General features: G+C 70.3%; 15 protein-coding genes and 2 rRNA genes. 7 read left to right on the plus strand and 10 right to left on the minus strand.

Annotated elements, in window-relative coordinates:
• Nucleotides 1-44 precede the first annotated feature (44 nt).
• On the minus strand, nt 45-2,900 hold the full coding sequence (gene secA, locus MQV74_RS17485; RefSeq protein WP_242718771.1) for a preprotein translocase subunit SecA: 2,856 nt from the start codon (nt 2,898-2,900) through the stop codon (nt 45-47).
• Between the two features lie 300 nt (nt 2,901-3,200).
• Here secA and MQV74_RS17490 point away from each other — a divergent pair, with 300 nt between their 5' ends.
• Nucleotides 3,201-3,773, plus strand: coding sequence for a GNAT family N-acetyltransferase (locus tag MQV74_RS17490; protein WP_242718773.1), 573 nt, complete (start codon nt 3,201-3,203; stop codon nt 3,771-3,773).
• Between the two features lie 198 nt (nt 3,774-3,971).
• Nucleotides 3,972-5,174, plus strand: coding sequence for a winged helix-turn-helix domain-containing protein (locus MQV74_RS17495; protein ID WP_242718775.1), 1,203 nt, complete (start codon nt 3,972-3,974; stop codon nt 5,172-5,174).
• Nucleotides 5,175-5,279: 105 nt separating this feature from the next.
• Here the strand turns inward: MQV74_RS17495 and MQV74_RS17500 are convergent, their stop codons facing one another.
• The 7 genes from MQV74_RS17500 to mtnA all read right to left on the minus strand — a co-directional run bounded on the left by MQV74_RS17500 (nt 5,280) and on the right by mtnA (nt 14,134).
• Nucleotides 5,280-6,023, minus strand: coding sequence for a response regulator (locus MQV74_RS17500; protein ID WP_242718777.1), 744 nt, complete (start codon nt 6,021-6,023; stop codon nt 5,280-5,282).
• A gap of 197 nt (nt 6,024-6,220) precedes the next feature.
• Nucleotides 6,221-6,913, minus strand: a complete 693-nt coding sequence (gene hpf, locus MQV74_RS17505; protein ID WP_374120635.1) for a ribosome hibernation-promoting factor, HPF/YfiA family — start codon at nt 6,911-6,913, stop codon at nt 6,221-6,223.
• 315 nt (nt 6,914-7,228) lie between these two features.
• Nucleotides 7,229-8,128, minus strand: coding sequence for a ComF family protein (locus MQV74_RS17510; protein ID WP_242718779.1), 900 nt, complete (start codon nt 8,126-8,128; stop codon nt 7,229-7,231).
• 207 nt (nt 8,129-8,335) lie between these two features.
• Nucleotides 8,336-10,090, minus strand: coding sequence for an LpqB family beta-propeller domain-containing protein (locus MQV74_RS17515; RefSeq protein ID WP_242728783.1), 1,755 nt, complete (start codon nt 10,088-10,090; stop codon nt 8,336-8,338).
• 73 nt (nt 10,091-10,163) lie between these two features.
• On the minus strand, nt 10,164-12,320 hold the full coding sequence (gene mtrB, locus MQV74_RS17520) for an MtrAB system histidine kinase MtrB (RefSeq protein ID WP_242718781.1): 2,157 nt from the start codon (nt 12,318-12,320) through the stop codon (nt 10,164-10,166).
• Between the two features lies 1 nt (nt 12,321).
• Nucleotides 12,322-13,011: a two-component system response regulator MtrA gene (gene mtrA, locus MQV74_RS17525; RefSeq protein WP_189176211.1), complete on the minus strand. Its 690-nt coding sequence runs from the start codon at nt 13,009-13,011 to the stop codon at nt 12,322-12,324.
• 4 nt (nt 13,012-13,015) lie between these two features.
• Entirely contained in the window at nt 13,016-14,134 is a 1,119-nt protein-coding gene (gene mtnA / locus MQV74_RS17530) for an S-methyl-5-thioribose-1-phosphate isomerase (protein ID WP_242718783.1), read from the minus strand.
• A 365-nt stretch (nt 14,135-14,499) separates the two neighbouring features.
• Here mtnA and MQV74_RS17535 point away from each other — a divergent pair, with 365 nt between their 5' ends.
• Genes MQV74_RS17535 through MQV74_RS17555 form a run of 5 tightly spaced genes read left to right on the plus strand, consistent with a single transcriptional unit; the run spans nt 14,500 to nt 20,170 of the window.
• A complete protein-coding gene (locus MQV74_RS17535; RefSeq protein WP_242718785.1) occupies nt 14,500-15,816 on the plus strand; it encodes a glycerophosphoryl diester phosphodiesterase membrane domain-containing protein in 1,317 nt (438 codons plus the stop codon).
• 4 nt (nt 15,817-15,820) lie between these two features.
• Complete coding sequence (locus MQV74_RS17540) at nt 15,821-16,600, plus strand: DUF4129 domain-containing protein (protein WP_374120636.1); 780 nt, start codon at nt 15,821-15,823, stop codon at nt 16,598-16,600.
• Nucleotides 16,597-17,880 (plus strand): DUF4350 domain-containing protein, encoded by a 1,284-nt coding sequence (locus MQV74_RS17545; RefSeq protein WP_242718787.1) that lies wholly within the window; start codon nt 16,597-16,599, stop codon nt 17,878-17,880. The genes MQV74_RS17540 and MQV74_RS17545 overlap by 4 nt, the downstream gene beginning before the upstream one ends.
• Entirely contained in the window at nt 17,880-18,860 is a 981-nt protein-coding gene (locus MQV74_RS17550) for an AAA family ATPase (protein ID WP_374120637.1), read from the plus strand. Before MQV74_RS17545 ends, MQV74_RS17550 begins: the two co-directional genes overlap by 1 nt.
• Nucleotides 18,860-20,170, plus strand: a complete 1,311-nt coding sequence (locus tag MQV74_RS17555) for a DUF58 domain-containing protein (protein WP_242718789.1) — start codon at nt 18,860-18,862, stop codon at nt 20,168-20,170. The genes MQV74_RS17550 and MQV74_RS17555 overlap by 1 nt, the downstream gene beginning before the upstream one ends.
• A 108-nt stretch (nt 20,171-20,278) precedes the next feature.
• On the opposite strand, the gene rrf is transcribed toward MQV74_RS17555, so the two are convergent.
• Together rrf and MQV74_RS17565 are read right to left on the minus strand one after the other, a co-directional pair.
• A 5S ribosomal RNA gene (gene rrf, locus MQV74_RS17560) occupies nt 20,279-20,395 on the minus strand.
• An 86-nt stretch (nt 20,396-20,481) separates the two neighbouring features.
• Nucleotides 20,482-23,604 (minus strand): 23S ribosomal RNA (locus MQV74_RS17565).
• Nucleotides 23,605-23,684 lie beyond the last annotated feature (80 nt).

Consider the following 23,684-nt stretch of genomic DNA (forward strand, 5'->3'; position numbering starts at 1 on the left):
CGGCACCCGGCCCCACTCGGTCCGCGCCCGAAAGCGCTCGACGGCTACTTCTTGCGGCGCCGGCCGCCCTTCTGGGCCTTGCGGCGCTCCGCGCGCGTCATGCCGTCGCCGCCGGCCGCGGGCGCGCTGCCCGCGGGCTCGCCGGAGGTCGTGAAGTCGCCCTCGTCGACACCGCCCTCGGCGTTCGGCGCCTGGAAGTGCAGGCGGTCCGGGCGCTGCGGGGCGTCCAGGCCCTTGGCCCGGATCTCCGGGCGGGCGGCACCGGCCGGAACCGCGTCCTGCACGCCTTCCTTCGTCAGGGACGGCGCGGTGTCCGCCACCGGGACCTCCTCGACCTGCTGCTCGACCTGGACCTCCAGGTTGAACAGATAGCCGACGGATTCCTCCTTGATGCCGTCCATCATGGCGTTGAACATGTCGAAGCCCTCGCGCTGGTACTCGACCAGCGGGTCCTTCTGCGCCATGGCGCGGAGGCCGATGCCCTCCTGGAGGTAGTCCATCTCGTAGAGGTGCTCGCGCCACTTGCGGTCGAGGACCGACAGGACCACGCGGCGCTCCAGCTCGCGCATGATCTCGGAGCCGAGCTGCGCCTCCCGGGCCTCGTACTGCTGGCGGACGTCTTCCTTGATGGCCTCGCCGATGAACTCGGCGGTCAGGCCCGCGCGGTCGCCGACCTCGTCCTCGAGCTCCTCGATGGTGACCTTCACCGGGTACAGCTGCTTGAAGGCGCTCCAGAGGCGGTCGAGGTCCCACTCCTCCGCGAAGCCCTCGGCGCTCTCCGCCGCGACGTACGCGTCGATGGTGTCGTCCATGAAGTGCTGGACCTGCTCGTGCAGGTCCTCGCCCTCCAGGACGCGGCGGCGCTCGCCGTAGATGACCTCGCGCTGGCGGTTGAGGACCTCGTCGTACTTGAGGACGTTCTTGCGGGTCTCGAAGTTCTGCTGCTCGACCTGCGACTGGGCGGAGGCGATGGCGCGCGTGACCATCTTGTTCTCGATCGGGACGTCGTCCGGCACGTTCGCCATGGACATCACGCGCTCGACCATCTGGGCCTTGAACAGGCGCATGAGGTCGTCGCCGAGCGAGAGGTAGAAGCGCGACTCACCGGGGTCGCCCTGACGGCCGGAGCGGCCGCGCAGCTGGTTGTCGATGCGGCGCGACTCGTGGCGCTCGGTGCCGAGGACGTAGAGCCCGCCGAGGTCCTTGACCTCTTCGAACTCGGCCTTGACCGCCTGCTCGGCCCGCTCCAGGGCGGCGGGCAGGGCGTGCGCCCACTCCTCGATGTGCTCCTCGGGGTCGAGGCCCTGCTGGCGCAGCTCCGCCTCGGCGAGGTCCTCGGGGTTGCCGCCGAGCTTGATGTCCGTGCCACGACCGGCCATGTTCGTCGCGACGGTCACGGCGCCCTTGCGGCCGGCCTGGGCGACGATCGTCGCCTCCCGGTCGTGCTGCTTGGCGTTGAGCACCTCGTGCTGGACGCCGCGCTTGGACAGCTGCTGCGAGAGGTACTCGGACTTCTCGACCGAGGTGGTGCCGACGAGGATCGGCTGGCCCTTCTCGTGCTTCTCCGCGATGTCGTCGACGACCGCGGCGAACTTGGCGACCTCGGTGCGGTAGATCAGGTCCGACTGGTCCTTGCGGACCATCGGCCGGTTCGTCGGGATCGGGACGACGCCCAGCTTGTAGATCTGGTGGAACTCGGCGGCCTCGGTCATGGCCGTACCGGTCATGCCGGACAGGCCGGGGACTTCCTTGCCCTGGTGGTCCTGGCGCTTGTAGAGGCGGAAGAAGTTCTGCAGGGTGATCGTGGCGAGCGTCTGGTTCTCGTCCTTGATGTCCACCCCTTCCTTCGCCTCGATCGCCTGGTGCATGCCCTCGTTGTAGCGGCGGCCGGCGAGGATACGGCCGGTGTGCTCGTCGACGATCATGACTTCGCCGTCGATGACGACGTAGTCCTTGTCCTTCTTGAACAGTTCCTTGGCCTTGATGGCGTTGTTCAAGTAGCCGACGAGCGGGGTGTTCACCGACTCGTAGAGGTTGTCGATGCCGAGCCAGTCCTCGACCTTGGCGACGCCGGACTCGTGGATGCCGACGGTGCGCTTCTTCTCGTCGACCTCGTAGTCCCCGGTCTCCTCGATGCCCTTGAGGGGCTCGCCGGGCTTGCCCTTGGTGAGGCGGGTGACCAGCTTGGCGAAGTCGCCGTACCACTTGGTGGCCTGGTCGGCGGGGCCGGAGATGATCAGCGGCGTACGCGCCTCGTCGACGAGGATGGAGTCCACCTCGTCGACGATCGCGAAGTTGTGGCCGCGCTGGACGAGCTCGTCCTGCGACCACGCCATGTTGTCGCGGAGGTAGTCGAAGCCGAACTCGTTGTTCGTGCCGTAGGTGATGTCGCAGTTGTACATCTCGCGGCGCTGCGCGGGCGGCATGTTCGCCAGGATGCAGCCGACGTTCAGGCCGAGGAACTTGTGGACGCGGCCCATCATTTCGGAGTCGCGCTCGGCCAGGTAGTCGTTGACCGTGATGAGGTGCACGCCCTTGCCCGAGAGCGCGTTCAGATACGCGGGCAGAGTGCCGACCAGCGTCTTGCCCTCACCGGTCTTCATCTCCGCGACATAGCCCATGTGCAGGGCCGCGCCGCCCATGATCTGCACGTCGTAGTGGCGCTGGCCGAGGACGCGCTTGGCGGCCTCGCGCACGGTCGCGAAGGCCTCCGGCATGAGGTCGTCGAGCGTTTCGCCGTCGGCGTAACGCTCCTTGTACTCCGCAGTCAGCGCGCGCAGCTCGGCGTCGGAGAGGACCGTGAAGTCCTCCTCGATGGAGTTGACCTGGTCCGCGATGCGGTGCAGCTTGCGCAGGATCTTGCCTTCGCCTGCACGCATGATCTTCGAGAGGACGGACACGGGGGTTGGTCTCCTTGCCGGTCGGGCCTGGCACGGTCGGTTGTACTCGTCGGGCAACGGCCATCGTATGCGAGGACCCCGCCACGCCGGGAGGTCTGCCAGTACGTCAACGCTCGGGCGGCCTGGAAGGTGCCGCATACCGGGCCATCCGACCGCGGGTCCGCCCGCCGCCGCACCGCCTCCGCGACGCCTTCGGCCCCCGCCCGCGCCGGACCGAGGCACCCTTCCGTCGACGCCCCGGACCGAGGCCGAGGCCTCAAACCGCTGGCGCCGCTCGGGGCGCCCCCGCAGAATCGGCCGATGGAGCCCGTCACCCTCACCACCGAACGCCTGCTGCTGCGCACCTTCACGTCCGCCGACACGGACGAGGTGTACGCGGCGTGCCAGGACCCCGACATCCAGCGCTGGACGACCATCCCGTCGCCCTACGCGCGCGTGGACGCCGAGGGCTTCACCGGCCGCATGGTCCCCGACGGCTGGCGGCACGACATCGAGTACACCTTCTCCGTACGCCCCCGCGCGGGCGGCCCCCTCCTGGCCGCGACGAGCCTGCACCACCCGCGCGCGGGCAGCTGGGAGATCGGCTTCTGGACCGCCAAGGAGCACCGGGGCCAGGGCTACATGACGGAGACCGTCCAGGCGATGGCCCACTGGGCGTTCACACGCCTCGGCTGCACGCGCCTGGAGTGGCGCGCCGAAGTGGGCAACAAGGGCTCCCGCGCGGTGGCCGAGAAGTCGGGCTTCACCGTCGAGGGCACCCTCCGCGCGGCCCTGCCCAACAAGAACACCCTCCGCGACTGCTGGATCGGCGCCCTCCTGCCCACGGACATCGGCTTGCCGTCGCAGCAGCAGTATCTGCCGACGGCGAACTGAACGACGAGCGCGCAGCGGACCTTCAAGCCCGTCCGGCGTTTGAGGGCGAGGCGCGGAGCGCCGATCACAGGGGGTCTGGGGGGGGGCGGAGCCCCCTGGTTTCGGGAAGGGGCGGGCCTGGGGCGCCCCGCGAGGGCAGCCGCACGCGAAGGCCCACCCGGGCCTCCGCTGTCAGACCCTCCCCCTATCGTTCCGACCATGACCGAGCCCACCCGCACCCCGCCCCCCGAGGCCACCCTCACCGCCGACGAAGCCCGCCGCCTCGCCCTCCGGGCCCAGGGCTTCCTCGGCGCCCCCGACCGCAGGGCAGGCGTCCGCGGCGTCCTCCGCCACCTGGGCGCGGTGCAGCTGGACACGATCTCGGTCCTGGCCCGCTCCCACGAGCTGATCCCGTACGCACGCCTGGGCGCGGTGGGCCGCAAACAGGTCGAGTCGGCGTACTGGGGCCCCGCGTCCCCCGGCGCGCCCGCGGCACGGCCCCACGCCTTCGAGTACTGGTCGCACGCCGCCTGCGTCCTGCCCATCGAGGAGTGGCCCCACTTCGCCTTCCGCCGCCGCGCCTACCGCGCCCGGCCGCACTGGCACCACGACCTCCCGGACGGCGCGTACGACCAGGTCATCAAACAGCTGCGCGCCGAAGGCCCGCTCACGGCCACGGAGTTGGGCGGCGCGAAGAACAAGGGCGAGTGGTGGGACTGGTCCGACTCCAAGATCGCGGTGGAGCGCGCGCTGATGTACGGCGAAGTGGTGTGCGTGGAGCGCCGCAGCTGGAAGCGGGTGTACGACCTGGCGGAGCGCGCCGTCCCCGACGACCTCCTCCACGACGACCTGGACGACCTGGAGTGCGTGCGCCGACTGGTCCGCCTGGCGGGCCAGGCCCTCGGTGTGGGCACGCGCGCGGACATCGCGGACTACCACCGCCTCAAGGGCGAGCAGTTCGACGCGGTCGTGGCGGACTCCGGCCTGGTGCCGGTGGCGGTCGAGGGCTGGGACAAGCCCGCCTGGGCGGACCCCGAGGCCCTCGCGACGCCTCCGCGCGGCCGCCACCGCACCACGCTCCTGTCGCCCTTCGACTCCCTGATCTGGGAGCGGGCCCGGACGGAGCGGATCTTCGGCTTCACCCACCGCCTGGAGGCGTACGTCCCGAAGCCGAAGCGGATCCACGGCTATTTCGCGATGCCGGTCCTCGCGGGCGGCCGTCTGGTGGGCCGGGTGGACCCGGCGCGCGAGGGCTCCACGCTGGTCGCCAAGCAGGTGTCCCTGGAGGGCCCCAAGGCGGTTCCCGCGGTCGCTCAGGCGCTCCTGGAGGCGGCGGAGTGGGTGGGCTGCGACGCCGTGCGCGTGGAGCGCGTGGCGGACCGTCCCGAGCTGACGGCCGACCTGGTCCGCGCCCTGGGCTGACGACCACCCGGCCCCGCCCCTGCCGCCGGACGGCCACTGGGGCCGGGGCGGCCACCAGTACCGGGCCGGTCACCGACGGCGGACAAGTCACCGGCGCCCGGCAGGTCAGCGGATCTCGAGGATCTTCTCCCGCATCGCGTACACCACGGCTTCCATCCGGGAGTGCAGCTGGAGCTTCTCCAGGATGTTGCGCACGTGGTTCTTCACGGTGTTCTCGGAGATGAAGAGCTCCTTGGCGATGTCCCGGTTGTTCATGCCCGTGGCCACCAGCTTGAGGACCTCGAGCTCCCGGTCGGTGAGCCGGGGCGCGGGCACGAGCCGTCGCTCGTCCGTGCGCTGGATCATCGACTTGAACTCCGTGAGCAGCTTCGACGCCATCGACGGGCTGATCTGCGACTGCCCGTCGGCCACCGCCCGGATCGCCGTGGCGACCTCGTCCGTGGAGATCTCCTTGAGCAGATAGCCGGTGGCGCCCGCCTTGATCGCGTCGTAGAGGTCGGCCTCCTCGTCGCTGATCGTCAACATGATGATCTTGGCGCTGGGGGCCACCTCCTTGATGGAGGTACACGCCTCGATGCCGCCCCGCTTGGGCATGCGCACATCCATGAGCACGATGTCCGGCAGCAGGTCCGCGGCCTTGTCCACCGCCTCCGCGCCGTCACCGGCCTCCCCGACCACCTGGATGTCCTCCTCGGCGGCGAGGACGATCTCCAGGCCGCGGCGGAAGAGCGCGTGGTCGTCCACCACGAGGACCCGGATGGGCTCCTTGCGCGGGGCGCCCGCGTCCGTGCCGATGCCGATGCCGTCCTCGGCATCCTCGTTCCGCATCGGTCCGAAGCTGTCCGCCATCGTTCCTCCCCCTGAAGGCCAGGGCCAGTGTCTTGCCTTGGCTGCACCAACCCTAGGCAGGGTCAAGCGGGTTGGGCTGTCGGGCCCATGATTCCATGCCCGGCGGCCGAGCCGTGCGCGCAGTGGGCGCACGGGGGTGCCCCTGGGGGCGCACACGCGCTCCAGGGGCACCTGCCTACGCGCTCCGCGAGGGGGCGTCAGCCGCCGAGGGCGCTGCCTCCGCCGGCCGACTGCGGCTGGGTGACCATGGGGTCCGCGTTGAGGTGGATCACTCCGTAGTCGTAGGCGTGCCGCCGGTAGACGACGCTCGGTTCCTTGGTCTCGGAGTCGATGAACAAGTAGAAGTCGTGGCCGACCAGCTCCATCTCGTAGAGCGCCTGGTCGAGTGACATGGGGGCTGCGACGTGCGTCTTCTCGCGGACCACGAGGGGGCCTTCGCCCTGGATCTCCAGCGAGCCGATCCTGGTGGTCGGCACGCCGTCGGGCTCTTCGTCGTGGGCCACGGTGCCGTCCCCGTTGAGATGCGCCGCGTCCGGCACGCGGCTGGCGACCTCGGCGGCGGTGAGCCTGCCGGTACCACGCCTGTTGTGCCGCTTCTCGTGCTGCTTGCGCAGCCGGGCTTCGAGCTTGGCGGTCGCCAGGTCGAGTGCCGCGTACGGATCCGACGCCGAGGCCTCGGCCCGGATCACGGGTCCGCGCCCGCGGACGGTGATCTCCACACGGTCGGAACGGTCGGCCTGACGCGGGTTGGTTTCCTTGGACACCTCGACGTCGAGGCTGATCACCTTGCCGTCGAGCTTCTGGATCTTGTCCAGCTTCAGCTTCTCGGCCACGTGCTTGCGGAACCGCTCGGGCACCTCGGTCTTGCGGCCCTTGACGACGATGTCCACGCAGAACTCCGTTCCCGGATCGCTCCGCCACCTCGGCGGGGCTTCTCCCTTTTGCACCAGACCCCGGGAACTCCCGGAGCCTCGGACTCGGTGACTTCCACCTCCTCCTCCCCCGTGGGCAAGATCTCCACCCACCGGCCCCGGGTGATTGCGGAAAACCCATGGACCGGCATTCCGATATGCGAGGAAGCGCTGTCCGCTGCTCCTCACAACCGAACATATCTCGCCCGGACGGATGTCGTCACCCTCTACTGCGGCGTACCTCCATTCGGGCGTCTTGGCCCTCTCACTACCTGCAACGATGAAAGTTCCCAGTCAGTTCCGGTTTATTTCGAAGGAATCCGGTGAAGCCGCGACGACCGCCGCGCTGAGCGTCATTGCGACGGCCTTTGCCCCGGCCACCAGGGCATTAGCGGACGCGCCCACGGCGCCGTTCTGCTTACCGCGGCTTGGCTGGTTCCCTATCTGGTTCTCCGTCCCGTTCCGTGCCTCGGGGCCGGTCCGGTGTGCTCGGTCATCTCCTTCCCCGTATGCGCCGTTCACGCCACCCACCGCACGCGCCGCTTCCCTGAGAGAGGCGCCGGTCGTCATGAGGTCGTCCACCACGACGACGTGCCCCGCACCCCGCAGCAGCGGCCCCGCACCGGCCACCACCCCGAGCGCGCCCGACAGATTCGCCCGCCGCTCGCGGGAGTTGAGGCCGGACTGGTCGGCGACCGGACGCCGCTGCCGCAGCGCCCCGAGCACCCGCGCGGGCACCCCGTGACGGCGCAGCTCGCCCGCCGCGGCCAGCGCGATCCGCCGCACGGGGTCGTGCCCCCGCGCCCGCACCGCGCGCCCCGCGGACGGCACCGGGACGAGCAGCACGGAGGCCGCACCGGCTCCCCCGGCGACCGCACCGCGCGCCCCGTCCGCGCCGCCGTACGCCAGCGAGGCCCGCACCGCGCCCGCGAGCGCCTCGCCGAGCGGCCCGACGAGCGCCAGCGCGCCCCTTTCCTTGTGTGCGAGCAGGACCGCCCGCACCGCTTCCTCGTACGCCGCCGCCGCGTGCACCACCGGCAGGCCCGGCGGCTCCGGCACCGGCCGCACCCTGCGCGGCGCGGCCCCGCACAGAGCGGCCCGGCACCGCGCGCACAGCGCCACCCGAGGCGTCCCGCAGCCTCCGCACTCGGCCGGCAGCACCAGATCCGTGAGGTCCTGCCACCACCCCCGCATGCCCACCACTGTGCCAACGCGCGGCCCGCCCTGCCACCCCTGTGGATAACCCCCTGTGGACAACCGTCCGCACCCCGACTGGGCTGCGTCAACGCGCCTCTGTACCGACTTCCGCGCGCCGGGCGGCGCGCCCGCCCCTGAGGTGCTCTGAGGGGCGCCCCAGGGGCGCTCCAAGGGATTCCTGGGGCGCTTCGCCCCGCGGGCACGTCACCCGGGGTAGACCGGCCCCGTCCCGTCCTTGCCCACCGTCTGCCACTGCGCCCCCGACGGCAGCCGCACGATGCCGTCGTCCGAGTGCGCGAGCAGCGGCTGCGTCTCGTCCTCGGACGCGGCGATCTCCTTCACGCCGGTCAGACCGGGCAGCGTCGCACCCGCGCGCGCCGAGCCGTCGCACTGGACGTACCGCATCTGCTGCACGCCACCGGACTCGCGGCCGACCACCACGAGGCGGCTCGGGCCCGCCCAGGACATGGCGGTGACCTCCTCCATCTGCGGGGCCGCCTCGCGCGGCTCGACGACGGAGATCTCCGGGCGCTCGCCCTTGCCGCCCGAGCGCTCGACCCGGCCGATGCGCAGCGACGTCTTGTCACCCTTCTTCACGAGCAGCGCGATGCGCACGCCGTCGGCCGACACCCGGACCGCCTCGATGCGCCCGTCCAGGCCCGAGACGCCGACCTGCACCGGCTCGCCCGTGCCCTGGTCGAGCCAGAGAAGCCGCGGCCGCTTCCGGTCCCGGTCGGCCACCCACAGGTCGCCCCGGCCGTCCCAGCTGGGCGTGGACAGGCCCTGGTCCGGCGTCTTGCCCCGCGAGCGCAGCTCGGGACCGCCGAGCGCGCCGCCGACCAGGGACGCCGTGTACAGCCGGTGCCCGTCGGCCGACACCCCGGCCGCGCGCACCTCGTTGCGCGACACCGCGACCGACTGCAGCGCCTCCTCGGGCTGGCCGAACGGCCCGGACACCGGCTCGGGCTTGGCGTTGCTCCCCGCGTTGCCCGGCATCCGCACCAGGCGCCGCTTGTCGTCGACGAAGTACTGGTAGGACGGTCGGTTCGTGCTGCGCGGCGACGCGACCGTCTCGGCGCGGTCCTTGCCGAGCACGCACAGCTGCGAGCCGCCCTCGCCCTGGAGCTCCACCTGCTCCACTCCGGAGGACGCCAGGTCCTGGAGGGTGAAGAGCAGTTGCGCGGCCATCTCGGTGCACCGCTCCTGACCGACCCGGCCACCGCGCCCGCTCAGGGGCACGACCAGCTTGTTCTGGTCGTCGGGCGCCAGTGACTTGGCGTCGGGCGCGAGCCTCGTCCCGGTGTCGAACCGCGAGTTGACCACCGGTTCGAGCCAGTGCGTCGGCCCGTCGAGGAGCGACTTCACCGTCTCCGTCAGCGGATCGATGCGCTGCCGTACGTAGATGGGGTCGGCGACGAGCGCCTTGGGGCCGCCACCGCGGCTGCCCGCCCCGGGCTCGGCGAAGTAGTACTTGTTGACCGCTTCGTAGTTGCGCTCGAAGTCCGACTCGCCGAGCACGATGCCCTTGGGCAGCCGGTCGATGCGCCACGCACGGCCGTTCTGCCCGTTCTGCTGCGACAGGTGCACGGTCTGCGCGTACGACTTCTCATCGGGCACGTACGCGTGCTGCTTGTTCACCGTCGCGACCTGGCGTCCGGTCAGCGAGTACGTCCTGCCGCCGCCGCTGTCGTTGCCCAGGTTGTCCGCGACCGTGTTCGGGCCGTCCGCGAGGACCGTGGTGGAGTGCTCCGGGTCCCACGCCGCGGACGCTTCCTTCGTGAGGTACTTGCGGGCGATCGTGAAGTCCGGGTCGTCGCTGGTCAGGGCCTCCAGGAAGCCCTGGACGATGTCCACGGCCCGCGCGTTCTCGGACGGGGGGATCGCGTACACGCGCACCTGGGACTGCGAGTCCGGGCGCTGTGACGCGTCGACCTTCTTCAGATTGCCCTCGTCGGGCATGGAGGCGCACCCGGCGAGCAGCACTGCGCCCGCGGTGAGCGCGACCCCGGCCCGCAGCCGACGCCCCTTCCCTTCAGCGCGCACGCGAGGCTCCCTCTTCCTCGTCGGCACCAGGGCCGCCGTTCCTGCCCGCACCGGGCCCGCCGCCACTGCCCGCTCCCGGCTCGTCGTCGTGATCCGCCTGGTGATCCACTGCCGGTGCGTACCGGTCCGCTCCCGGCTCCGACACGTCGCTGCGCGGCTCCCCCGTCCGCTCGTCGCCCGGCACCAGGGGCTGACGGGGCACCACGCGCGCGCCGTTGCCCGGCAAGGCCGTCGGGTCGACGTCCAGGGCCGCTGCCTGGGCGAGCCGGGGCGCGATCGGCGCCTTCGCGGGCACGGGCGGCGGCTGGTCCTGCGGCTGGTGCGGCACGGTGGCCCGCTTGCCGCCGCCCCCGCGCGGAAGGCCCGCGGCGTCCCGGTCTCGGTGGCGCCGCGAGTCGTCGGGCTCCAGGGGTATGGGCGAGCCCCGCAGGACCTCGTCGGCCGTGCGCGGCAGCGTGAGCCGGAACTGCGAGCCGCCGCCCGGCTCCCCCCAGGCCTGCAGCCAGCCGCCGTGCAACCGTGCGTCCTCCAGGGCGATGGACAGGCCGAGACCCGTACCGCCGGTGGTACGCGCGCGTGCCGGGTCGGCCCGCCAGAAGCGGCTGAAGACGCGGGTCGCCTCGCCGGGCTTGAGCCCGACGCCGTAGTCCCGCACCGCGACGGCGACCGCGCCGCCCGCCGCAGCGAGCTTGACGATGACGTCCTGGCCCTCGCCGTGCTCCACGGCGTTGACCACGAGGTTCCTGAGCACCCGCTCCACGCGCCGCGCGTCGGCCTCCGCGACCACGGGCTGCTGGTCGCCGACGACCCGTATGCGGGTGCCCTTGCGCTCCGCGAGCGGCTCGGCGCCGCCCACCACCCGGCGGACCACCTCGCGCAGGTCTATCGGCTCGGCCTCCAGGGCCGCCGCGCCCGCGTCGAAGCGGCTGATCTCCAGGAGGTCGGCGAGCAGCGACTCGAAGCGGTCCAGCTGGTCGGCGAGCAGCTCCGCGGAGCGCGCCGTGACGGGGTCGAAGTCCACGCGCGCCTCATGGATGACGTCGGCCGCCATCCGCACGGTGGTCAGGGGCGTGCGCAGCTCGTGCGACACGTCCGACACGAACCGGCGCTGCATCCGCGACAGCTCCTCCAGCTGCTGGATCTTCAACTGGAGGTTCTGCGCCATCTTGTTGAAGGCCTCGCCGAGGCGTGCGATGTCGTCCTCTCCGGTGACCTTCATGCGCTCCTGGAGCCGCCCCGCGGACAGCCGCTCGGCGATCCCGGCCGCCATCCGTACGGGCGTGACGACCTGGCGCACGACCAGCCAGGCGATGGCACCGAGGAGCACCACCACGAACAGGCCCGCCGTCGCGAGCGTGCCGCGCACCAGGCGCATCGACTCCTCTTCCTGCGTCAGCGGGAAGAGGTAGTACAGCTGGTACGAGTCGCCGTTGAGGTCGCTGAGCTGCTTGCCGATCACCAGGCCGGCCTGCGACGCACGGTGGTCGATGAAATTGATGCGGGTGTTGCTCTGGTAGGCGAGCGTGCCGTCGCCGACCTTCTCGCGCACCTCTTCGGGCACGCTCTGGATCGGATCCACGCCTCCGGAGGCACGCGGTCCGCGCACGCTGCCGACGTCACCCGTATTGGAGCTCAGCGTCACTACGTAGAACGCGTTCTGCCCACCGCTGGCGAGTTGCTCGGCCAGCTCCGACATCCACACGGCGGCGTTCTGCGCGGTGGGGCCGTCGGCGCCGTCGCCCTGCGGGGAGGACGGGCGCGCGGAGTTGGCCTTCTCCTGGGCGACCTTGAAGCCGCCGTCGGCCTGGCTCTGGGAGGCGTTGACCTTCGCCTTGAGCAGGCCGTTGCTCACCGAGCTCATGACGACGAAGCCCAGCAGCAGGACCACGCCGAGCGACATCAGGAGGGTCGTGACGACGACCCGGAGCTGGATGTTGCGCCGCCACAGCCGCATCACGGGCAGCAGCGGACGGCGCACCCAGCGGGTGAAGAGCCGCAGCACGGGGCTGCCCTGCACCCCGCCCTGAAGCATCAGGCCGCTGTCGACGAGGGCCCCGAACCGGGACCCTCGCCGTGGCGGCCGCACAGTCCGCCCCGGACGCGCTCCCGGGTCGCCGGGCGCCGGAGCGGAACTGTCCTTGGACACGTCAGCTCGGTCCGGCCTTGTAACCGACGCCACGGACGGTCACCACGATCTCCGGCCGCTCCGGGTCCCTCTCGACCTTGGAGCGCAGGCGCTGCACATGCACATTCACCAGGCGGGTGTCGGCGGCGTGGCGATAGCCCCACACCTGCTCCAGCAGCACCTCGCGCGTGAACACCTGCCACGGCTTGCGGGCCAGCGCCACCAGGAGGTCGAACTCCAGCGGCGTCAGCGCGATCGACTGCCCGTCCCGCTTCACGGAGTGCCCCGCCACGTCGATGACCAGGTCACCGATGGCCAGCTGCTCCGGCGCGGGCTCCTCGGAGCGACGCAGGCGCGCCCGGATGCGGGCCACCAGCTCCTTGGGCTTGAACGGCTTGACGATGTAGTCATCGGCCCCGGACTCCAGGCCGACCACCACGTCCACGGTGTCGCTCTTGGCAGTGAGCATGACGATCGGCACCCCGGACTCCGCCCTGATCAGACGGCACACCTCGATGCCGTCCCGACCGGGCAGCATCAGATCGAGGAGCACCAGATCCGGCTTGGCCTCTCGAAAAGCCGCCAACGCCTTGTCGCCATCCGCCACGAACGACGGCTCGAAACCCTCACCACGCAGCACAATCCCGAGCATCTCGGCCAGTGCGGTGTCGTCGTCGACGACAAGGACTCGTCCCTTCATGCCTGACATCATCCCATTAGCTAATCGTTACCTGGCGTGACCTGGCACACAGCTCGGCAAGGGCCTCCGCTGTGACCGGCGACACGACGCCTTCCTCCGTGACGATGGCCGTCACCAACTCGGGGGGCGTCACGTCGAAGGCCGGGTTGTACGCCTGCGTCCCCAGCGGCGCCACCGGAATTCCGCCTCCCCCTTCCACTCCCGACCCTGCTACGAAGGGGCCCGTGACCTCCGTCACCTCGTGGGAGGCCCGCTGCTCGACCTCGATGGAGGCGCCGTCCGGGGTCTCCGGGTCCACGGTCGTCACCGGTGCCACCACCACGAACGGCACGTGGTGGTAGCGGGCGAGGACCGCGAGCGGATAGCTCCCCACCTTGTTGGCCACCGAACCGTCGGCCGCGATCCGGTCGGCGCCGATCAGCACCGCGTCGACCTCACCGGCCGCGAACAGCGATCCCGCCGCGTTGTCCGTGAGCAGGGTGTACGGCATGCCGTTGCGCGCCGCCTCGTACGCCGTGAGCCGGGCGCCCTGGAGCAGCGGCCGCGTCTCGTCGACCCACAGCCTGCGCAGCCGGCCCTCGCGATGTGCCGCGAGCGCCACCGCGAACGCCGTGCCCTCGCCGCCGGAGACCAGCGCCCCGGTGTTGCAGTGCGTGAGGACGCGGTGGCCGCCACCGGGCAGCAGCTCGTCGAGCAGCGCCAGGCCGTGCACCGCCATCCGCGCGCTGGCCTCGGCGTCCTCCTGGTGCAGCGCCCGCGCCGCGGCCAGGGCGGCGCTCGCCGCGCCCCGCTGGTCCGCGCCACCGGCGACCGCGCCGCGGTACGCCGCCTGGGCCCTGCGCACGCCGTATGCCAGGTTCACGGCGGTGGGCCGCGCGGCCGCGAGCGCCTCGGCCGCCTCGTCCACGTCGAAGCCCCGGGCCGCGGCCAGCGCGACGCCGTACGCACCGGCGATGCCGAGCACCGGCGCCCCGCGCACGGCGAGCGTCCGGATCGCCTGCACCAGAGCGGGCGCGTCCGTGCACACCAGCTCCGTCTCCTCGCCCGGCAGCCTGGTCTGGTCGAGGAGGACGAGAACGGGACCCTCGGGCGGCTCGTCCCACCGGATCGTAGGAATCGCGGAGGTCGCGGGCATCGCAGAGGCCGCGGAAGCCCCTGGGGTCTTTGGGGGCTCTGGGATCGCGGAGGTCGCGGTGGTGCCGGAGGGGCCAGGGATGCCGGAGGGGCCGGGCGTGCCGGGCGTGCCTGAGCCGCCGGGCGTTCCCGGGTCGCCGCCGGAAGCCGTCGGGGGCGGTGTCGGCCGTACGTCCTCGCCGGATTGCGCGTACTGATCAGCCATCCGCCCAGTCTGCCCGCTACCCGTCGGACAATAGAAGGTGTGCAGCCCGGCCAGCACCCGGTCTCCGGGCCACCGTGCCTGGTCCCCGGGCCACCGCCCCGTGGCACGATGGCAGGCAACCTGCCGCCGCGACCGCGGACGGGCACTGTGAAGGAGCGACGATGAACGACACTCCGGGCTGGGCCTCGCCCGGATCCGCCCCCTCCGACGGCCACGACTCCGGCGAGCAGGGGCCCGAGGCCCCCCAGGACCAGCCGAGCGGCCCGTCCTCGAAGTGGTCCAAGGAGCAGCCGCCGCCCGCCCAGTGGTCCGCGCCCGGCACCCCCGGACCGGCCCAGACGCCGCCCCCGCCCGCTCCCCCCGGCCAGGGCTGGGGCGGAGGCCAGGGCTGGGGCCAAGGCCCCACCGGCGGCCCGGGAGGCGGCCAAGGAGGGCCCGGCGGCCCCTACCGGGGCTGGGGCGCCTGGCAGGGCCCGCCCGCCGCCGCCAAGCCCGGTGTCATCCCGCTCCGCCCGCTCGCCGTCGGCGAGATCCTGGACGGCGCGGTCTCCACGATGCGCACGTACTGGCGCACGGTCCTCGGCATCTCGCTGACCGTCGCCGTCGTCACCGAGGTCGTCGTCGTCCTGCTCCAGGGGCTGTTCCTCAACGACTCCGCCGACACCGACGCCCTGGACGACCCGAGCGCGACCGTCGGCGAGGTGACCCGCGCCCTCGGCGCCACGCTCGTGGGCAGCGGCGTCGTCCTGGTCATCACCCTGCTCGGCACGATCGTGGCGACGGCCCTGCTCACCATGGTCACCAGCCGCGCCGTGCTCGGCAGGTCCGTGACCACGGCGGAGGCCTGGCGGGACTCCCGCCCGATGCTGCCCAAGCTGCTCGGCCTCACCCTGCTCCTGCCGCTCATCGCGGTGGGCATCGTCGCGGTCGGCACCCTGCCCGGCGTACTGATCGCCGCCTTCGGGGCCGGTGACGCCGGTGTCACCCTCGCGATCCTCGGCGGCCTCGCGGCCGGACTCGTCGCCATCTGGCTGGTGGTCCGCCTCTCGCTCTCCTCCCCGGCCCTGATGCTGGAGAAGCAGGGCGTGAAGAAGTCGATGAGCCGGTCCGCGAAGCTGGTCGACCGCTCCTGGTGGCGGGTCTTCGGCATCCAGCTGCTCGCCGCCGTCATCGCGAACGTCATCTCGTCGATCATCGTCATCCCGTTCACCGTCATCGCGAGCGCGCTCAGCGGCGACAGCGTCTCCAACCTCCTGGACAGCGGTACCGGCGACGTCGGCTGGACCTTCCTGATCGTCAGCGGCATCGGACAGGTCATCGGCTCCATGCTCACGTTCCCGATCACCGCGGGCGTCACCGTGCTCCTCTACATCGACCAGCGGATCCGCCGCGAGGCCCTGGACCTGGAGCTGGCCCGCGCTGCCGGCGTCCCTGGCCACGGCGACTCCGACACGCCCGGCAGCACCCCGGGGAGCTGATGCGGTGACCCTGGCGGGGGCAGTACTCAACAGGCTCGGCACGGCCGTCCCGTCGTCACTCCCTGGCTTCGGGACGCCGTCGCCGCGCACCGGCCTCAGGGCGGCCCTGTCGCTGCCGCGCACCGGCGACGAACCCCCGGTGACGATCCCGCGCGACCCCGCGCGGGAGGCGGCCGAGAAGGAGCTGTCCGAGCCCGCGTACCACGAGAACGACCCGGGCCTCTTCCAGCGCGCCCTGAACCGCTTCTGGGAGTGGGTGGGCGACCTCCTGAACGCCGCCTCCGGGGCGGCTCCGGGCGGCTGGCTCGGCCTGGTCGTCATCGTGCTCGCCGTGGTCGCCGTCGGCGCGGCCCTGTGGTGGCGCCTCGGCACGCCCCGCCGCACCCCCGCCACCTCGGCCGTCCTCTTCGACGACCGCCCCCGCAGCGCCGCCGAACACCGGGCGACCGCCGAGGCGCACGCCACCCAAGGCCACTGGAACCAGGCCGTCCAGGAGCGGATGCGCGCCGTCGTCCGCTCCCTGGAGGAGCGCGCCCTTCTCGACCCGCGCCCCGGCCGCACGGCGGACGAGGCCGCCGCCGAGGCCGGCCGCACCCTGCCCGCGCACGCCGCCGAGCTCCGCGCCGCGGCCCGGGAGTTCGACGACGTCACGTACGGCGGCCGCAGCGCCGACGCGGCCGCGTACCGGCGCATCGCCCAGCTCGACCAGACCCTGGAGCGCGCCAAGCCGGTGCTCACCACCGCCGGCGCGGCCCCTTCCAGCTCCCCCGGAGCCCACGGATGACCGGCCCCACCCCCCGCGCGGACACACCGGGCACCCCCGGAGGCGCCCCGTCCCGGACAGCCGCCCCGCCCGCCGAGGCCCCGGCGGAAGCGCCCGCAGGGACGTCCCTCGCCGCCACCCCGCGCCAGCTGTGGACCCGCACCCGGGGCATCGCCCTCGCGGTCGTCGTCCTCCTGGCCGCGGCCGTCGCCATCGCCGCCGTCCGCTCCGGCGCCCAGCACGGGCGCCTGGACCCGCGCTCCGCCGACCCCTACGGCAGCCGCGCCGTCGCCGAACTCCTCGACGACCGGGGAGTGTCCACGCGCGTGGTCACCACCACCGAAGAGGCCCGGACCGCCGCGGGCCCGGACACCACGCTCCTCGTGGCCACCCCGGACCTCCTCACCGAACGCCAGCAGTCCCGGCTGCACGCCGCCACCAAGGACTCCGGAGGCCGCACCGTCCTGGTCGCCCCCAACACCCTGTCCGTCTCGACCCTCGCCCCCGGGGTCACCGCGGACTCCGCCCGCAGCCTCGACTCGACGCTGTCCCCCGGCTGCTCCCTGCCCGCCGCCCGCCGCGCGGGCACCGCCGACGTCGGCGGCAACCGCTACGAGACGCTCGTCCCGGACGCCGATTCCTGCTACTCCAGCGACGGCCTGCCCAGCCTCCTGCGACTGCCCGCCACGGCGGCCTCCGGGGACGCGAAGGGCGACACCGTCGTCCTCGGCGCCCCCGACATCCTCTACAACGACCGCCTCGACGAGCACGGCAACGCCTCGCTCGCCCTCCAACTCCTCGGTTCCCGCCCCCACCTGGTCTGGTACCTCCCCTCGCTCGCCGACGACGCCGTCGACGACAGCGCCGACGAGGACTTCTTCGACCTGATCCCCTCCGGCTGGCTCTGGGGCACCCTGCAGCTCGCCGTCGCCGCCGCGCTGGCCGCCCTCTGGCGCGCCCGCCGCCTCGGCCCGCTCGTGCCCGAGAAGCTCCCCGTCGCGATCCGCGCCTCCGAAGCCGTCGAAGGCCGCGCCCGCCTCTACCGCAAGGCCGACGCCCGCGACCGCGCCGCCACGGCTCTTCGCTCGGCCACCCGCACCCGCCTCGCCCCCCTCGTCGGCGTCCCCACCGCCCGGGCCCACTCGCCCGAGGCGCTCCTGCCCGCCCTGACGAGCCGCCTGCGCACGCCCGGCCAGGACCTGCACCCCCTTCTCTTCGGCCCGCCGCCCGGCGACGACGCAGGCCTCATCGCCCTCGCCGACCAACTCGACGCCCTCGAAAGTGAGGTACGTACTTCATGATGGACCCGACCACTGACAACGCCGGGAGCTCCGACCGCGCCCGCTCCTCCCTTGAGGCCCTGCGCACCGAGATCTCCAAGGCCGTGGTCGGCCAGGACCCCGCCGTCACCGGCCTCGTCGTGGCCCTCCTCTGCCGCGGCCACGTCCTGCTCGAAGGCGTCCCCGGCGTCGCGAAGACCCTGCTCGTACGCGCCCTCGCCGCCTCCCTGGAACTCGACACCAAGCGCGTCCAGTTCACGCCCGACCTGATGCCGAGCGACGTCACGGGCTCCCTCGTCTACGACGCCCGCAGCACGGAGTTCTCCTTCCAGCCGGGCCCGGTCTTCACCAACCTCCTGCTCGCCGACGAGATCAACCGCACCCCGCCCAAGACGCAGTCCTCCCTCCTCGAAGCGATGGAGGAGCGCCAGGTCACCGTCGACGGCACCCCGCGCCTCCTGCCCGACCCGTTCCTCGTGGCCGCCACGCAGAACCCCGTCGAGTACGAGGGCACGTATCCCCTGCCCGAGGCCCAGCTGGACCGTTTCCTCCTCAAGCTGACGGTGCCCCTGCCCGCCCGCGAGGACGAGATCGCCGTTCTGCAGCGCCACGCGGAAGGCTTCAATCCGCGCGACCTGCGCGCTGCGGGCGTGCGCCCCGTCGCGACCGCAGCCGACCTCGAAGCCGCCCGCTCCGCCGTCGCCAAGACCTCGGTCTCCCCCGAAATCGCCGCCTACGTAGTCGACGTTTGCCGTGCGACCCGTGAATCGCCGTCCCTTACGCTCGGCGTGTCACCGCGCGGTGCCACCGCCCTGCTGTCGACGGCCCGCGCCTGGGCCTGGCTGACCGGCCGCGACTACGTCACCCCTGACGACGTGAAGGCCCTCGCCCTGCCCACGCTCCGCCACCGCGTCCAGCTCCGCCCAGAGGCCGAGATGGAAGGCGTGACGGCCGACTCCGTCATCACTGCGATCCTCAACCACGTGCCGGTGCCCCGCTGATGGCCCCCACCGGCCGCGCCGCCCTCCTGGCGGCGCTCGGCACCCTCCCCGTGGGCCTCCTGGAACCCAGCTGGACCGGCATCCTGGCCGTCAACGCCCCGCTGGCCCTGGCCTGCGCCTGCGACTACGCACTGGCCGCGCCGGTGCGCCGACTCGGCCTGACCCGCTCCGGCGACACCACCGTGCGCCTCGGCGAGCCCGTGGACGTCGAGCTCACCGTCACCAACCCCACCAAGCGCCCCTTGCGTGCCGAAGTCCGCGACGCCTGGCCGCCCAGCAGCTGGCAGCCCGGTACCGAAGTCGCCGCCTCCCGGCACCGGTTGGACGTCCCTTCCGGCGAGCGCCGCCGTCTCACCACGCGTTTGCGTCCCACCCGCCGCGGCGATCACCGCGCGGACCGCGTGACGATCCGCTCGTACGGCCCGCTGGGTCTGTTCACCCGCCAGGGCGGCCACCGCGTTCCTTGGGCCCTGCGCGTCCTGCCGCCCTTCGCGAGCCGCAAGCGCCTGCCGTCCAAGCTGGCCCGCCTGCGCGAACTCGACGGCCGCACCAGCGTGCTGATCCGCGGTCAGGGCACCGAGTTCGACAGCCTCCGCGAGTACGTTCCCGGGGACGACACCCGCTCCATCGACTGGCGCGCCACCGCCCGCCAGTCCGTGGTGGCCGTCCGCACCTGGCGCCCGGAGCGCGACCGGCACATCTTGTTGGTCCTCGACACCGGCCGCACCTCCGCGGGCCGCGTCGGCGACGCTCCCCGCCTCGACGCGTCCATGGAGGCCGCGCTCCTCCTGGCAGCGCTCGCGTCCCGCGCGGGCGACCGCGTCGACCTCCTCGCCTACGATCGCCGCGTACGCGCCCTGGTCCAGGGCAAGGCGGCGGGCGACGTGCTCCCCTCCCTCGTGAACGCCCTGGCCTCATTGGAACCGGAGCTCGTCGAGACGGACGCCCGCGGCCTCACCGCGACGGCTCTCCGCACGGCCCCCCGCAGTTCATTGATCGTGCTGCTGACCAGCCTCGACACGGCCCCCATCGAGGAGGGCCTGCTGCCGGTGCTCCCCCGTCTCACCCAGCGCCACACGGTTCTCGTCGCGTCGGTCGCGGACCCGCACATCGCCAAGATGGCCACGTCCCGGGGCACTGCGGAGGCGGTGTACGACGCCGCAGCCGCCGCCCAGTCCCAGGCGGAGCGGCAGCGCACCGTGGAGCAGCTCTCCCGTCATGGCGTCACGGTCGTGGACGCCACCCCTGACGCTCTGCCTCCGGCGCTGGCCGACGCCTATCTCTCCCTCAAGGCAGCGGGCCGTCTCTGAGGCAGCCGCAAGAACAATGAAAGGAATGGGGAAAGAGGCGGGCGCAAAAAGGCGGCACAACGCAGAAAACCCCCGTGCCATCCGGCACGGGGGTTTCCCTCAAAGTTTGTTCGGCGGCGTCCTACTCTCCCACAGGGTCCCCCCTGCAGTACCATCGGCGCTGTAAGGCTTAGCTTCCGGGTTCGGAATGTAACCGGGCGTTTCCCTCACGCTATGACCACCGAAACACTATGAAACTGTGAACTACCGCACCACACCACAGTGTGGGGTTGTTCGTGGTTTCAGAACCAACACAGTGAACGCGAGCAACTGAGGACAAGCCCTCGGCCTATTAGTACCAGTCAACTCCACCCGTTACCAGGCTTCCATATCTGGCCTATCAACCCAGTCGTCTACTGGGAGCCTTACCCCATCAAGTGGGTGGGAATACTCATCTCGAAGCAGGCTTCCCGCTTAGATGCTTTCAGCGGTTATCCCTCCCGAACGTAGCCAACCAGCCATGCCCTTGGCAGAACAACTGGCACACCAGAGGTTCGTCCGTCCCGGTCCTCTCGTACTAGGGACAGCCCTTCTCAATATTCCTACGCGCACAGCGGATAGGGACCGAACTGTCTCACGACGTTCTAAACCCAGCTCGCGTACCGCTTTAATGGGCGAACAGCCCAACCCTTGGGACCGACTCCAGCCCCAGGATGCGACGAGCCGACATCGAGGTGCCAAACCATCCCGTCGATATGGACTCTTGGGGAAGATCAGCCTGTTATCCCCGGGGTACCTTTTATCCGTTGAGCGACGGCGCTTCCACAAGCCACCGCCGGATCACTAGTCCCGACTTTCGTCCCTGCTCGACCCGTCAGTCTCACAGTCAAGCTCCCTTGTGCACTTACACTCAACACCTGATTACCAACCAGGCTGAGGGAACCTTTGGGCGCCTCCGTTACCCTTTGGGAGGCAACCGCCCCAGTTAAACTACCCATCAGACACTGTCCCTGATCCGGATCACGGACCCAGGTTAGACATCCAGCACGACCAGAGTGGTATTTCAACGGCGACTCCCCCGATACTGGCGTACCGGGTTCACAGTCTCCCACCTATCCTACACAAGCCGAACCGAACACCAATATCAAACTGTAGTAAAGGTCCCGGGGTCTTTCCGTCCTGCTGCGCGAAACGAGCATCTTTACTCGTAGTGCAATTTCACCGGGCCTATGGTTGAGACAGTCGAGAAGTCGTTACGCCATTCGTGCAGGTCGGAACTTACCCGACAAGGAATTTCGCTACCTTAGGATGGTTATAGTTACCACCGCCGTTTACTGGCGCTTAAGTTCTCAGCTTCGCCACCCCGAAGAGTGACTAACCGGTCCCCTTAACGTTCCAGCACCGGGCAGGCGTCAGTCCGTATACATCGCCTTACGGCTTCGCACGGACCTGTGTTTTTAGTAAACAGTCGCTTCTCGCTGGTCTCTGCGGCCACCCCCAGCTCTGGCAGCAAGTGCCGTCACCGGGTGTGGCCCCCCTTCTCCCGAAGTTACGGGGGCATTTTGCCGAGTTCCTTAACCATAGTTCACCCGAACGCCTCGGTATTCTCTACCTGACCACCTGAGTCGGTTTAGGGTACGGGCCGCCATGAAACTCGCTAGAGGCTTTTCTCGACAGCATAGGATCATCCACTTCACCACAATCGGCTCGGCATCAGGTCTCACCCTCATGTCATCCGGATTTGCCTAGATGACGGGCTACACCCTTACCCCGGGACAACCACCGCCCGGGCTGGACTACCTTCCTGCGTCACCCCATCGCTTACCTACTACCACCTTGGGTCAGCGGCTCCACCACTCCCCTTTGCCCGAAGGCTCCAGGGCGGCTTCACGGCCTTAGCATTAATGGGCTCGATATTGGGCGTTTCAAAGCGGGTACCGGAATATCAACCGGTTATCCATCGACTACGCCTGTCGGCCTCGCCTTAGGTCCCGACTTACCCTGGGCAGATCAGCTTGACCCAGGAACCCTTAGTCAATCGGCGCACACGTTTCTCACGTATGTATCGCTACTCATGCCTGCATTCTCACTCGTGAACCGTCCACCACTGCCTTCCGGCGCAGCTTCACCCGGCACACGACGCTCCCCTACCCATCACAGTCCCCGTTGGGGGTATGTACTGCAATGACACGACTTCGGCGGTACGCTTGAGCCCCGCTACATTGTCGGCGCGGAATCACTAGACCAGTGAGCTATTACGCACTCTTTCAAGGGTGGCTGCTTCTAAGCCAACCTCCTGGTTGTCTCTGCGACTCCACATCCTTTCCCACTTAGCGTACGCTTAGGGGCCTTAGTCGATGCTCTGGGCTGTTTCCCTCTCGACCATGGAGCTTATCCCCCACAGTCTCACTGCCGCGCTCTCACTTACCGGCATTCGGAGTTTGGCTAAGGTCAGTAACCCGGTAGGGCCCATCGCCTATCCAGTGCTCTACCTCCGGCAAGAAACACACGACGCTGCACCTAAATGCATTTCGGGGAGAACCAGCTATCACGGAGTTTGATTGGCCTTTCACCCCTAACCACAGGTCATCCCCCAGGTTTTCAACCCTGGTGGGTTCGGCCCTCCACGAAGTCTTACCTCCGCTTCAGCCTGCCCATGGCTAGATCACTCCGCTTCGGGTCTTGGGCGCGCTACTCAATCGCCCTATTCGGACTCGCTTTCGCTACGGCTTCCCCACACGGGTTAACCTCGCAACACACCGCAAACTCGCAGGCTCATTCTTCAAAAGGCACGCAGTCACGAGACACCAAGCAAGCTTGATGTCCGACGCTCCCACGGCTTGTAGGCACACGGTTTCAGGTACTATTTCACTCCGCTCCCGCGGTACTTTTCACCATTCCCTCACGGTACTATCCGCTATCGGTCACCAGGGAATATTTAGGCTTAACGGGTGGTCCCGCCAGATTCACACGGGATTTCTCGGGCCCCGTGCTACTTGGGTGTCTCTCAAACGAGCCGCTGACGTTTCGACTACGGGGGTCTTACCCTCTACGCCGGACCTTTCGCATGTCCTTCGCCTACATCAACGGTTTCTGACTCGTCTCACAGCCGGCAGACTGTAAAAGAGAGATCCCACAACCCCCCAAGCGCAACCCCTGCCGGGTCTCACACGCTTGAGGTTTGGCCTCATCCAGTTTCGCTCGCCACTACTCCCGGAATCACGGTTGTTTTCTCTTCCTGCGGGTACTGAGATGTTTCACTTCCCCGCGTTCCCTCCACACCGCCTATATATTCAGCGGTGGGTGACAGCCCATGACGACTGCCGGGTTTCCCCATTCGGAAACCCCCGGATCAAAGCCTGGTTGACGACTCCCCGGGGACTATCGTGGCCTCCCACGTCCTTCATCGGTTCCTGGTGCCAAGGCATCCACCGTGCGCCCTTAAAAACTTGGCCACAGATGCTCGCGTTCACTGTGCAGTTCTCAAACAACGACCAACCACCCGTCACAACCCGCCGAAGCAGATCTTTACCAG

It is taken from the genome of Streptomyces sp. AN091965 (assembly GCF_022698285.1).
In the GTDB taxonomy this organism is placed as follows: Bacteria; Actinomycetota; Actinomycetes; order Streptomycetales; family Streptomycetaceae; genus Streptomyces.